Source organism: Psychrobacter sp. van23A (assembly GCF_030845275.1).
GTDB lineage: Bacteria > Pseudomonadota > Gammaproteobacteria > Pseudomonadales > Moraxellaceae > Psychrobacter > Psychrobacter faecalis.
Map to the genome: position 1 here is coordinate 621,301 of NZ_CP132595.1, position 13,233 is coordinate 634,533.

General features: G+C 44.1%; 11 protein-coding genes. 9 read left to right on the forward strand and 2 right to left on the reverse strand.

The genetic code is table 11. From position 1 onward, the window contains the following. The first annotated feature begins 103 nt into the window (after window positions 1–103). From RAH45_RS02715 to queF, 3 genes are all read left to right on the forward strand, one after another. Window positions 104–1,051 (forward strand): ABC transporter ATP-binding protein, encoded by a 948-nt coding sequence (locus RAH45_RS02715; RefSeq protein ID WP_068408527.1) that lies wholly within the window; start codon window positions 104–106, stop codon window positions 1,049–1,051. Between the two features lie 132 nt (window positions 1,052–1,183). Beyond that, window positions 1,184–1,957 (forward strand): ABC transporter permease, encoded by a 774-nt coding sequence (locus tag RAH45_RS02720; protein ID WP_068408525.1) that lies wholly within the window; start codon window positions 1,184–1,186, stop codon window positions 1,955–1,957. 335 nt (window positions 1,958–2,292) lie between these two features. After that, on the forward strand, window positions 2,293–3,192 hold the full coding sequence (gene queF / locus RAH45_RS02725; protein WP_306495455.1) for an NADPH-dependent 7-cyano-7-deazaguanine reductase QueF: 900 nt from the start codon (window positions 2,293–2,295) through the stop codon (window positions 3,190–3,192). Window positions 3,193–3,293: 101 nt separating this feature from the next. On the opposite strand, the gene RAH45_RS02730 is transcribed toward queF, so the two are convergent. Continuing rightward, a complete protein-coding gene (locus tag RAH45_RS02730) occupies window positions 3,294–5,012 on the reverse strand; it encodes a proline--tRNA ligase (protein WP_306495456.1) in 1,719 nt (572 codons plus the stop codon). Window positions 5,013–5,673: 661 nt separating this feature from the next. On the opposite strand from RAH45_RS02730, the gene RAH45_RS02735 reads away from it, so the two are divergent. Continuing rightward, the gene (locus RAH45_RS02735) at window positions 5,674–6,414 is read left to right on the forward strand and encodes a DUF4230 domain-containing protein (protein WP_306495457.1); all 741 of its coding nucleotides are present in this window, start codon (window positions 5,674–5,676) and stop codon (window positions 6,412–6,414) included. 163 nt (window positions 6,415–6,577) lie between these two features. Continuing rightward, window positions 6,578–6,826 carry a hypothetical protein gene (locus RAH45_RS02740; RefSeq protein WP_306495458.1) on the forward strand — a complete coding sequence of 83 codons (249 nt, stop codon included), beginning with the start codon at window positions 6,578–6,580 and terminating at the stop codon, window positions 6,824–6,826. Window positions 6,827–6,844: 18 nt separating this feature from the next. On the opposite strand, the gene RAH45_RS02745 is transcribed toward RAH45_RS02740, so the two are convergent. Continuing rightward, window positions 6,845–8,494 (reverse strand): cryptochrome/photolyase family protein, encoded by a 1,650-nt coding sequence (locus tag RAH45_RS02745; protein WP_306495459.1) that lies wholly within the window; start codon window positions 8,492–8,494, stop codon window positions 6,845–6,847. Between the two features lie 365 nt (window positions 8,495–8,859). Here RAH45_RS02745 and RAH45_RS02750 point away from each other — a divergent pair, with 365 nt between their 5' ends. From RAH45_RS02750 to accD, 4 genes are all read left to right on the forward strand, one after another. Beyond that, window positions 8,860–9,543, forward strand: a complete 684-nt coding sequence (locus tag RAH45_RS02750; RefSeq protein WP_306495460.1) for a phosphoribosylanthranilate isomerase — start codon at window positions 8,860–8,862, stop codon at window positions 9,541–9,543. A 99-nt stretch (window positions 9,544–9,642) separates the two neighbouring features. Beyond that, entirely contained in the window at window positions 9,643–10,917 is a 1,275-nt protein-coding gene (trpB, locus tag RAH45_RS02755) for a tryptophan synthase subunit beta (protein WP_227671257.1), read from the forward strand. 111 nt (window positions 10,918–11,028) lie between these two features. Beyond that, window positions 11,029–11,853, forward strand: a complete 825-nt coding sequence (gene trpA / locus RAH45_RS02760) for a tryptophan synthase subunit alpha (protein WP_306495461.1) — start codon at window positions 11,029–11,031, stop codon at window positions 11,851–11,853. 287 nt (window positions 11,854–12,140) lie between these two features. Continuing rightward, window positions 12,141–13,103: an acetyl-CoA carboxylase, carboxyltransferase subunit beta gene (gene accD, locus RAH45_RS02765; RefSeq protein ID WP_306495462.1), complete on the forward strand. Its 963-nt coding sequence runs from the start codon at window positions 12,141–12,143 to the stop codon at window positions 13,101–13,103. Window positions 13,104–13,233: the final 130 nt, after the last annotated feature.

Consider the following 13,233-nt stretch of genomic DNA (forward strand, 5'->3'; position numbering starts at 1 on the left):
CTAGACTCGTCGTAAGAGACGAGAGCAAATATGAGAGAAACTAACTTTTCCCGAATCGTCTTCTATATTCCTTTATAGATACATCATTATTAAAGAGGTATTCATGTCTGAGGTGCCAGCGCTATCTATTCAGAACCTATCTAAAACCTATGGCAACGGGTTTTCGGCATTAAAAGATGTCAGCTTGACAGTGCCACAAGGTGGATTTTTTGCGCTCCTTGGGCCAAATGGTGCGGGCAAATCAACGATGATTGGTATCATTAGCTCCCTGTTTAAGCCAACGGCGGGTAGTGTGCATATCTTTGGTACTGACTTATTGGCTGAACCTTCAAAAGCCAAACAGTTTTTGGGCGTGGTACCGCAAGAATTTAACTTTAATCAGTTTGAAAAAGTTGAAGATATTTTGATTACTCAAGCCGGCTATTTTGGTATTGCAGCAAAAGAATCCAAACCGCGAGCAGAAAAACTGCTCAAAGCATTGGGCTTATGGGATAAGCGCGATAATAAAGCGCGCGAGCTATCGGGCGGTATGAAGCGCCGATTGATGATTGCGCGCGCCTTGATTCATAAACCAAAGCTATTGATACTCGACGAACCAACGGCTGGGGTTGATATCGAGCTGCGCCGCTCGATGTGGGAATTTATGCAGCAGATTAACGTTGAAGAAAATACCACGATTATTTTGACCACCCATTATTTGGAAGAAGCAGAGCAGCTTTGTAAGCGTATCGCTATTTTGGATCACGGTGAGATTCGTATTAATACAGAAATGAAAGATTTATTAGCGCAGTTATCGGTCGAAACTTTTGTCTTTGATTTGGCGACGCCATTGACCAAGCAAATTGCTTTAACAGGGGTTACTGACACGCTACAGCCTGATGATTTAACGCTTGAAGTGACCCTGACAGAAGGGGAGTCGCTAAACGGTGTCTTTGAGCAGTTGTCTAAGCAAGGCGTTTTGGTCGCCAGTATGCGTAATAAAGCCAACCGTTTAGAAGAGTTGTTTATGCGCTTGGTCGATAAAAGCTTGCATGAACCTTTAAGCTCGTAGGCTGTTTTATTCATAATTTCTCGATTTACCCATATAAATAGACCACTATAAATATAGCAACCATATAGGCAACACTGCGGGCCGTGATAGCGTTTTGATATTAGCCTGTAGACTGCTTAGGAGAGATAACGCATGAACTTCGCACAACGCTGGATTGCTTTTCGCACCCTGCTGATTAAAGAGATTCGCCGCATATTACGCATCTGGCCGCAAACATTATTGCCGCCAGTCATTACGATGAGCCTGTATTTTGTCATCTTTGGTAAAATGATCGGTTCGCGCGTGGGCGAGATGGGCGGTGTGCCATACATGCAGTTTATCGTGCCCGGTTTGATTATGATGGCGATTATCACCAACAGTTACTCAAACGTGGTCTCGAGCTTTTTTAGTGCTAAGTTTCACTCGAGCATTGAGGAGCTGCTGGTATCGCCAATCTCTAAGCACGCTATTTTGACCGGTTATATCAGTGGCGGTATTTTCCGCGGACTGGCGGTTGGGGTCATCGTCTTTATTGTGGCGTTATTTTTTACCAAATTGGGTATTGAGCACTTATTTATTACCTTATTTACGGTGATTGGTACCTCGGTTTTATTCTCGCTTGGCGGCTTTATCAACGCCGTATTTGCGCGCTCATTTGATGATATTTCTATTATTCCAAGCTTTGTCTTGACACCGCTGACCTATCTTGGCGGGGTGTTTTATTCGATGGAAAATTTATCACCATTTTGGCAAAATATTTCGCTATTGAACCCAATCGTTTATATGGTGAACTCTTTCCGCTACGGTATCCTTGGCTATTCTGATGTCAATGTGTGGTATTCGATGGCGGCTATCTTTGCCTTTTGCGTCATTTTTTATATCATTTCTTATCGACTATTAAGTGATGGTTCGCGTATTCGTTTATAAGTTAGACGCCAATCTCAACTTATCGTAGGCCTTTGATTTTTATAGAATTTAAAATTTTAATTGTTTTAACTGAAATTTTAAAAACTAAGTAAACCAATACCTTAGAAAAATAAGTTGAGAGTGGGGTAAGTTAGGGCGAGTTCTATTTATAATATCGTCAGTTTAAAATAAAATCGCTGTCTTCATGATGGCGTGCGACTGGGATACATTTTCCTTGCTTGCTGCTAGCACAGAGGCTACGAAAAATTCATCCCAGTCGCACTGTATCGATTTTAAATGAACGCTACTATCTCTAACATTTTAAATATCATCAGTTTTACTATTAGGAAGTAGCCATGAGTATTCACGGTATTTTGGGCGAACAAACCACTGATTATCCGACTGAGTATAGTCCCGAGACTTTATATCCGATAGAGCGAAGCATGGGGCGTGATGCAATTGGCTGGCAAGATGATAAGCTAGCAGTGGGCGTCGATTGGTGGCACGCCTTTGAGCTGTCTTGGTTAAATCCTCAAGGTGTTTCGCAAGTGGCTATTGCGCGCTTTGGTATCCCGGCAAGCTCGCCATTTATCGTCGAATCAAAATCATTAAAACTATATTTAAATAGTATTAACTTTACTGAATTTGCTAGCTGGGACGAGGTGCAAACGCTGATTGCTAAAGATTTAACGGCATGCGTGCAAGCAGAAGTAAACGTTGAGTTATTCGGCCTAAATGATGACTTGGACAATGGTTTACGTAATGACGTCTCAGGCTTATTGATTGCTCAACCTGAGGGCGTTTGTATTGATGAGGCACTTGTCAATAGCAGCGAGAAAGTCGCGCTAACGGAACATCCTAACGCGTCATTACTAAAGAGCAAGGCAGATGATAATAATGTAGCAAGCGGCAATACGGCGGAAGTTGCGCAACCTTATACTTTTTATTCTAATTTGCTGCGCAGTAATTGTCCGGTGACCAATCAGCCAGATTGGGGGACGTTAGCGGTTTCGATTATCAGTAATCAAGCATTTGATGCAGCGAGCATGCTGCGTTATGTTTTAAGTTTCCGTCAGCATAATGGCTTTCACGAGCAGTGTGTCGAACAAATATTTGCTGATTTAAGTAAACATTATGAGCCAAGCGAGTTGATAGTTCGTGCCTGGTATACACGTCGCGGCGGTATCGATATCAATCCTTGCCGCGTCAGTGACATAAAACTATTACCGCAGCCAAGCCGCTTAATTCGCCAGTAAGGTAATGGTCTTGTTTAAATTGGTTTTGCAGCATTCAGATGATAAAAAAGCGCCTATCTGTTTCAGATAGGCGCTTTTTATTGAGCAAGTTTTATCAAAAACTATTTGCCGCTTACTTTTGCCATCACTTCTTCGCGGCTCAGCATTTGCTTTTCCGTTTCGCGGCGATTGACGTATTCGTATTTGCCTTCAACCAAGTTACGGTCTGAAACCACGATACGATGCGGAATACCAATCAATTCAAGGTCGGCAAACTTCACGCCCGGGCGCTCATTACGGTCATCAAGTAGGACGTTAACACCTTGAGCTTTTAGCTCTTCATACAGCGCGGTCGCCGTCTGCATGACGGTGTCTTCTTTTGACTTCATCGGAATGATAGCGACTTCAAACGGCGCAATTGAATCGTCAACGCTTGGCGTTTGTGGCCACATGATGCCGTTTTCATCGTTGTTCTGCTCGATAGCAGCCGCGATAATACGACTGACGCCAATACCGTAGCAACCCATCATCATGGTCACAGGCTTGCCATCTTCACCAGAAACGGTTGCATTCATCGCTTGCGAGTATTTATCACCCAACTGGAAGATATGACCGACTTCGATGCCGCGTTTGATTTTTAGGCTGCCTTTACCATCAGGAGAAGGATCACCTTCTTGTACATTGCGCACATCAACGACGCGGGTAATGCTGGCGTCACGCGCCCAGTTCATGCCGATGGTATGTTTATTGACTTCATTGGCGCCCGAGACAAAATCTGACAAAGACGCTGCCGAGCGATCGACGAATACGGGCATATCCAAATCAACGCCGATATAGCCTTTATGCAAACCAGCGGCTTTCAGCTCTTCATCAGAGGCCATCGTTAGCGGTACATTGGCTTCTTCGATTTTCTCCGCTTTAATGGTATTGAGCTGATGGTCACCGCGTAAGACAATCGCGATTAATTGCGGCTCATCATCTTCGGTATGACCATGGACGATTAAGGTTTTTACCGTGGTTTCTAACGGTACGCCTAGATGCTCAGCAACCATTTTACAGCTGGTCATATCTTCTGTTAAAACGTCTTCGCGTTCCATTTTTGGTGGCTGACGCTCAGCGGTGCTGACCGATTCGGCTAGCTCAACGTTGGCTGCATAATCAGAAACGTCAGAGAAAGCGATATCATCTTCACCGCTGTCTGCCAACACATGAAACTCATGCGACGCAAAACCGCCGATAGAACCGGTATCCGCTTGCACGGCACGGAAATCTAAACCCAAACGGGTAAAGATGCGCGTATAAGCGTCGTACATCTCATGGTAAGTCTTTGCCAAAGACGCTTGGTCAGCGTGGAACGAGTAAGCGTCTTTCATGGTAAATTCACGCGCACGCATCACGCCAAAACGCGGACGAATCTCGTCACGAAACTTACCTTGGATTTGGAAAAAGGTAATCGGCAACTGCTTATAACTGCGCAGCTCACCTTGAGCAAGGTTGGTGATGACTTCTTCGTGTGTCGGACCCAAGACAAAATCGCGGTCATGACGGTCTTTAAAGCGTAACAGCTCAGGACCATAGTCATTAAAACGCCCGGTCGTTTGCCAAAGCTCGGCAGGCTGGGTCATTGGCATCAGCACTTCTTGAGCGCCGACGTTTTGCATCTCTTCGCGAACGATGCGTTCGACTTTTTGCAACACGCGCAAACCCATCGGCAGCCAGATATACAATCCAGAAGCGATTTTACGAATAAGACCTGCTCTTACCATGAGTTGGCTTGAGGCGATATCAGCGTCGCTGGGCGTTTCTTTTAGCGTGGCAAACAAAAATTGACTGGCTTTCATAAATAAAGCGGAACCTTATCAACGATAAAATAAATAAGAAATAGGAGGATATTTAGCGTGTGCTTTGATGGCCGACGCAAGCTTACCTTTTATCACTTGGTAATAGTCTAGGACCTGCCTAGCTAAAAAGTACTGCAACAAGCAGCACGTTATTAGAAAGTGCGTTTATAAAACGCCTTACAAAAAGGGTGAAACTTTTATTTTTGTATGAATACATCCATATCGACAGCGTCATATTTTTGGTAAAAAAGCCAGAAAAATGGGTGCATGCCAACATTTTGCTTATACAATCTGACTATGTTAGGTAAAGTTCGCCTAAGACGCAATGACTTTTTGTTGTTTCAGCTTAAACAGTGGCTAAACTCAATAATAATGCTAAAAACAAGCTGATTTCCTAACTCAAAATCTGCCAGTTTTTGAGACTCAAAGATAAAATTTTAGTTAGCTGATAAAGCAGCACGATTTATAGATTTTGCACATAAGAGAATAGAGAGATAATTAGTGAAGCAAAAGCTATTTTTTAAAGTGGCATCGAACTCATCAATTATGTAGGAGAATGGTAGTAACTGCTTGAAATGCTTATAAACAAATAGCATTAAAGGCTTAGTATTTAGCAGTTTTATGCTGATAAGAATTAATATAAAACCTTGAGGTAGTTTACATGGTCAACCCTGATAACCACTTTTCAGTAGATAAGAATAATGCCAAGCGCCCGCAAGCGAAAAAACCCATCTCGATGCTATCGTGGCTGGTATTGCTTATCGGTCTTGCCGCGCTCGCTTTTGCGATTTATAGCCTGCAAAACCTCACTAAGGAAGAACCGATAGAAACCATTACCCGTGAAGGGGTGGTGTTGCAAATTCAAAAATTAAATCGTTTAGAGACGGTGGCATTCAGTGTCGATACCGTTATTACTAGCCAAAAGCCAGGCAGTTGGATGAAGCTGTGGCAAGATGAGCAAAAGGGTTTGTTTATTGCACGCGGGCGCGTAGAAGCAGGGATTGATTTGAGTGCATTAACGCCAGAGATGGTACAGGTGGTGCAGCCAGAGATTGATGTTGAACGGCTTCAGGAAGCGGATGCTAATACGCCTGTCTCAATGATGCCGCAAATCAATATCACCTTGCCGCCGTCAGAAATATTTTCTGTTTATCTAGATGATATCGAAATCTATGATTGGCAAACGGGCGCTTTTGGTATGATGCAGGTCGATCCAAAAATCTTGCAACAAGCGCAAAGTATGGCGAAAAAAGAAGTCCTTGAGCGTGCTTGCCGCGGTGATGTGATGAATCTGGCATTAGAAAATGCGCAAACCCAATTGCAGCAGTTATTTTCATTGACGGGTGCTGTGGTAACGGTAACCACGCAGGGCGCAGGGGCGTGTCAATTGCCAACGGCTTAATACTTAAAACGGATTAACGAACCACTACGCCAATTAACAGATGTTGCTTGAATTTATTGGCAATAGGGTTACTATATTATATAGCAGGACTTATTTATCATTAAGGACAGCCTTATAAATGCTGTCGTTGAAATAAGCTTATATGATATAAGAGGTGGCGTATATGACAACTTCCAATAATCAGCCCTCCGTTCATGAGAAACGCGAATTAATCAAGCAGCCTAAAGCAAAAGAATCGCTACCTTTTGCGACGTGGGTGCTGCTCATCATAAGCTTTACTTGTCTTGCGTATGCCATTTATACCATTCAGACACGAATAGTAAAGCCAACTATCGATATAGATAGTGCCGCACAAAGCAGTTTGGTGCAAACTGGCAGTGCGCCACAAGAGGTAGCGCAAGTAGAAAACTAGCGCTTTTTACTAAAAATGTCAGCGTTGTTTTTTAAACTCAGCAATCGCCAGTTGTCGTGCTGCCTTATGCTCAACCATCGGCACAGGATAAGCAATGTCAGCAAACTGACCGCCCTTTGTGAGCGCTTTACGCATTTTATCTTCACTATGCAAAATACTGCTTGGCACGTCTTTTAATTCTGGCAGCCAAGTCTTAATAAATAATGCATCAGCATCATGGCTCTTAGCTTGGCTGAAAGGGTTCATAATACGGAAGTAAGGTGCGGAATCTGTGCCTGTCGACGCGCTCCATTGCCAGCCGCCATTATTGGATGCAAAATCGCCATCTATCAGCTGCTGCATAAAGTAACGCTCACCCAAGCGCCAATCCATTAATAAATCCTTGGTCAAAAACATCGCCGTTACCATGCGTAAGCGATTGTGCATAAATCCGGTCGCATTGAGACAGCGCATCGCCGCATCGACCAATGGTACGCCTGTCATGCTTGTGCACCATGCCTTAAAATCATCCTGATTATATGACCAGTGAATCTTGCTATCGGTCTCTTCTTTATAAGCTTTATGGCGAATAAGCTCGGGCTTATCATCTAAAACATGACGATAAAAGTCACGCCACGCCAGCTCACTTATCCAGCGATTAATATCGTTGTTATCAGAGCTGCTAAAGTTGTCGCTATCATTACCCTGTAATCTCTCTAATGATTTTGTGGCTTGCAGATAGCAAAGTCTTGGGCTTATTGCGCCAATAGTGAGGTAAGCTGATAGCTGGCTGGTCGCTTGCAAATTTGGCACATCGCGGCTGATGTCATAGTTATCGATATCATCAGCGATGAAATCCTTTAAACGCTTGCAAGCAGCATCTACACCCGTTGGATAAGCCATCCTAGCGTGCTCAAGCTGAGCACCAAAATCAATGTGCTGATACTCTACAGCAGTCTCTAACTGTTTCTGATAATCTTCGACGGCTTTTTTACTGAGTTGTTCTATGTCTTTAACAGTATGAGCGCTATCTTTTGCAGTTTTTAGGGCGGTTTTTGACTGGCTGATTTTTGACTGATAGTTTACCGCCATGGCTTGGTGCATTTGTAAATTGCTAACGTCCAAGGTATGCCGCCATTTATTATAAAATGGGGTAAAAACCTGATACATGCTATCGTCATTGGTGGTAATGGTTTTTGGTGGCAAGATACATTGGTCGTGCCAGCGGATAAATTTGATATCTGATTTGGCAAGTTGTTTGGTTAGTTCTTGGTCGCGGTCAATCTCATTACCTTCGTACTCATGATTTGCCATGACAACATCGATATCATTTACCTCACACAACGTGCTTAGCGTCTCAACACAGTCAGAAAAGCTGGCACAGAGCTGGACGGTTAAGTTGATATTTAAGAGTTTTTGCAAAGAGGTTGCTAAGAGTGGCAAGGTGCGGGCGATATGATCGAGCTGGGTGAGTGACATATCATGTGCATGCCATTGTTCAGGCGTCATAAAAAAAATAGCGCTGACTCGCGCATTATCCTCATTTGCACGTTCACAAAGCGCTGCCAATGCCGTATTGTCATGAACTCGCAGGTCACGACGAAACCACATTAAATAATGTGCGGGGTTTGCACTCGTCGTATTATTGCTAGCAATGTGCTGAGACGTTGCCGCCACCGTTTTAGACATTCTACCTTTCCTATATTAATCAATCGCAATCATAAACAAAACTGTGAATAAAAGTATGCTAGGATAAGTTTTTGGATGCAATGGATTTGCCATTCAATTAACGGTGGTGTTCTAAAAAGTATGCTGGCGATAGAAGTCAATAAGAAATCTATGCTAAGTTCTCTGATTCTATAGGGCTTTCAAGGCTTCAAAAATTGTTTAATTTTTAACCAGCATACTTTCTGATACACCACCCAATTAACAAATCATCATATTTGCTTTTTAGCGTTGGCAATCAATATTTATCGTCATCTATGTATTCGAGCCAATCTATCAACGTTATATTTAGTGTCATGTCTATTTTATGTTATATCTAAGGTCACATTATGCAGGTGAAGTTTTGTGGTTTTACCCAGCCTAGTGATATTAAAATGGCTGCTCAGTTGGGTGTCGATGCCGTCGGCTTGGTGTTTTTTCCACCAAGTCCGCGCGCTGTTACTATTGAGCAGGCGCAATTGCTAAGTGCTTCTTTGCCCGCTTTTATAAGTGTCGTGGCCTTGGTGGTCAATATGCCGCGAGCAGAACTTATTGAACTGGCAAACCATGTCCCTTTTGATATCATTCAATTTCACGGTGATGAAACGCCCGAACAGTGTCAGCAGCTGGCAAGCGCGGTCAATAAACGCTGGATAAAAGCCTTACGTATTAATACCGAGCAGCACACCACTGCTGGCGTAAGCGCTCAAATTGATGAGTTTGCTGTTGCTGGCGCGAACAGTATTTTGCTCGATGCTTACCATCCTCATAAGTATGGCGGCACAGGTGCACGTTTTGACTGGAGTTTGCTACCGCAAGACAGCTCGCTGCCTATTATTTTAGCGGGCGGGCTTGATGCCGACAATGTCGCTGCTACTTTAGAGCTGCCGATTTATGCCGTCGATGTCAGTGGCGGTATTGAGTCGGGCAAAGGTAAAAAAGACGCTGCTAAAATGCGTGCCTTTATGAAAGCAGTTAAACGCGACCGATGGCAAAACGAGACGCCGAGCGAACCTTCGAATAACAGTAATTAGCTTTTTAACGGTGGATTTATATTTATTAAATAGCTCATTACCTAAAACCCTTCCCTTTATTTATTCTAATAAATACCACTTATTATAGTAGGAATTATCATGAGTCATGTCGCAAACAAAGATGTATCTGCTACTGCTAAAGCTATCAATACCTTTACCAATCCAGAAAACGTACAAGACTTTAACCAATATCCTGATGCGCGCGGACATTTCGGTGTGCATGGCGGTCGTTTTGTGTCTGAAACCCTGATGGCAGCGCTTGAAGAGCTTGAAACCTTATATACCAAAGTAAAAGCCGATCCGGCGTTTTGGGAAGAGTATCATAACGATTTGGTCAATTATGTCGGTCGTCCAACCCCGCTTTATCATGCCAAGCGCTTGAGTAATGAGATTGGTGGCGCGCAGATTTATTTTAAACGCGAAGACTTAAATCATACGGGCGCGCATAAGGTAAATAACACCATCGGGCAGGCGCTACTTGCCAAAATGTGCGGTAAAAAGCGTATCATCGCCGAAACTGGGGCGGGACAACATGGCGTTGCGACGGCAACGATTGCTGCGCGCCTAGGGTTAGAGTGTATCGTTTATATGGGTGCCGATGATGTCGAGCGCCAAAAGATGAACGTCTATCGTATGCGTTTGCTTGGTGCGACAGTGGTGCCAGTGACTTCAGGTTCGCGGACGCTGAAAGACGCCATGAACGAGGCCATGCGCGACTGGGTGACTAACGTTGATACGACCTATTATATTATTGGCACGGTTGCAGGGCCGCACCCTTATCCGCTACTGGTACGTGATTTCCAAGCGATTATCGGTAAAGAAGCGCGTATTCAACATTTAGAAAAAACCGGTAAATTGCCTGATGCGTTGGTTGCCTGTGTTGGTGGTGGCTCAAACGCGATTGGTCTATTCTTTGATTTCCTAAACGATACTGAAGTTAAAATGTATGGTGTCGAAGCGACAGGTGACGGCATTGAGACCGGTCGTCATTCAGCGCCATTGGCCGCTGGTCGTATCGGCGTATTGCATGGCAATCGTACTTATCTAATGGCAGATGATGAAGGCCAAATCCAAGAGACGCATTCTATCTCAGCGGGACTTGATTATCCGGGCGTTGGCCCTGAGCACAGCTTCTTAAAAGACATGAAACGCGTCGAATATGTTGGCTGTACCGATAAAGAGTCATTGGAGGGTTTTCATGAAGTGACGCGTAAAGAAGGGATTATCCCTGCGCTTGAATCTGCTCATGCGGTCGCCTATGCGCTGAAGCTGGCTAAAACCATGACGCCTGAGCAAAGCATTATCGTTAATATGTCAGGTCGCGGTGATAAGGATTTGCATTCGGTAATGAAAGCGGAAGGTATTGAGTTGTAGCCACGTATTGTACTGCACCCTATAAATCCACTTTTATAAAATAAATTGATTGGCTCTTTTTAATATATATAGAGCCAATATAGCCAGTTTGAATTAATTGTAGAGAACACTATGACCCGAATTGAAAGCACCTTTGAAACCTTAAAAGCCCAAAATAAAAAAGCCCTGATTCCTTATGTGATGGCAGGCGATCCAACGCCTGATAACTTTGTTGGCTTACTACACGACTTGGTTAAGCATGGCGCAGATATGATTGAAGTAGGCTTGCCGTTTTCTGACCCAATGGCCGATGGCCCAACTGTTGCATTGGCTGGCGAGCGCGCGTTAGCAGCCGGTACTAGTACGCGTGATGCGCTAAACATGGTGGCAGAATTCCGCAAGCAAGATACGCAAACACCCATCATCTTAATGGGCTATCTGAATCCCGTGGAAATCATCGGTTATGACAATTTTGTCGCGCTATGTGAGCAGTCAGGTGTCGATGGTATTTTGATGGTTGATTTGCCACCAGCCGAGGCGGGCAGCTTTACGCAGCATTTGACTGAGCATGCGATGAATGAAATTTTCTTATTGTCACCAACCACTTTGCCTGAGCGCCGCGAGCAAGTTCTGACCCATTGCGGTGGTTATATTTACTATGTGTCATTAAAAGGCGTGACCGGTTCGGCAACGCTCGATACCGATGATGTGGCAACCCAAGTACAAGCGATTAAAGCCGAGACCGATTTGCCAGTATGTGTGGGCTTTGGTATTCGTGATGCGGCTTCTGCTAAAGCAATTGGTCAGCACGCCGATGGTATTATCGTCGGTAGTACGCTGGTGCAAAACTTTGCTGATATCGATGCTAAAAATGAGACTGCGGTTGCAGCTGCTCAGCAAAAAATTATGGTAAAAATGGACGAGCTACGCGGCGCACTTGATAGTTTAACCGCCTAATATTATATCGAGTTTATTGGTATCAAAATTTGAAAGGCTTAGAAGGCCAGCGCAATTTTTATAACAATGTTTATAAAGACATAGGCAAATGACTTTGCTAAAGTTAGTTTACGTGTGTAAACTAACATCACATATAAATTGTTACAGTTGTGCATAAGCGCCCTTTATAACTGCTGATGTTATAACGATATGTGACTTTTAAATTGATTCTTATAAACGGACTTCTTAGGGACAAGAGACTAAGCCAATGAAACCAAGCTGGCCAACTTGTCGATAAGCCTTTGATAATGGCGAATACTATGACTGATACGATAACAAAACCTGATATGACCACTGCAAATAATACTGAAACAAGCACGACTGAAAAAAATGGCAGTTCCGCTGGGCAATCATGGTTTGAGCGCCCGATACCGGGCATTAAACAGCAATTGACTGCACCTTTGACGGCGGTAGAGACCGAACCGTCAACCAAGTGTAGTAGCTGTCATTCGATGATTACCAATACGGCGCTAATTTTTAATTGTTATGTCTGCCCGCATTGTGACCACCATTTACCGATGAGTGCGCGTGAGCGCTTAAACTGGCTACTCGACCAAGTAGACGGTGAGCTAGGACAGCAGTTCACTGCCAAAGACCCATTGAGCTTTGTGGATAGTAAACCGTATCCGCAGCGCATGAGCGAAGCACAAGACAAAACCGGCGAGTCTGAAGCACTGATTGTGATGTATGGTAAATTGCGCAATCTTGATATCGTGACGTGTGCCTTTGACTTCCGTTTTATGGGTGGCTCTATGGGCTCGGTGGTTGGCGACCGTTTTGTAGAAGCGGCTGAAAAAGCCCTTAAAGATAAAGTACCCTTAGTCTGCTTTGCGGCCTCTGGCGGCGCGCGTATGCAAGAGGGTCTGCTATCCTTGATGCAAATGGCTCGTACGGCGGCGGCGATTGAGCGTTTGCGCTTAGCTGGCGTGCCATATATCGTGGTATTGACCAATCCTGTCTATGGCGGGGTGACGGCATCGCTTGCTATGCTTGGCGATATTCATTTGGCAGAACCGAAGGCCATGATTGGCTTTGCTGGTAAGCGCGTGATTGAACAAACGGTGCGTGAGACGCTAGAAGAGCCGTTCCAGCGTGCCGAGTTCTTGTTAGAGCATGGCGTGGTTGATGAAGTAGTGCATCGTCATCAGCTCATTGATACCATTTATCGCTTGTTAGCTAAATTATGTCGCGTACCGAATGTTGATGCTTAACATGTGCTGAGCTGGTTTAGTAAACAGGCAATTGAGCTCGTTATTACTTAATAGCATTTATCGTCAATCACGGTAAATGCTATTTTTGCTTTTTGGCTAGGTAGTTATATACTGTCTCTATTTCCTAATT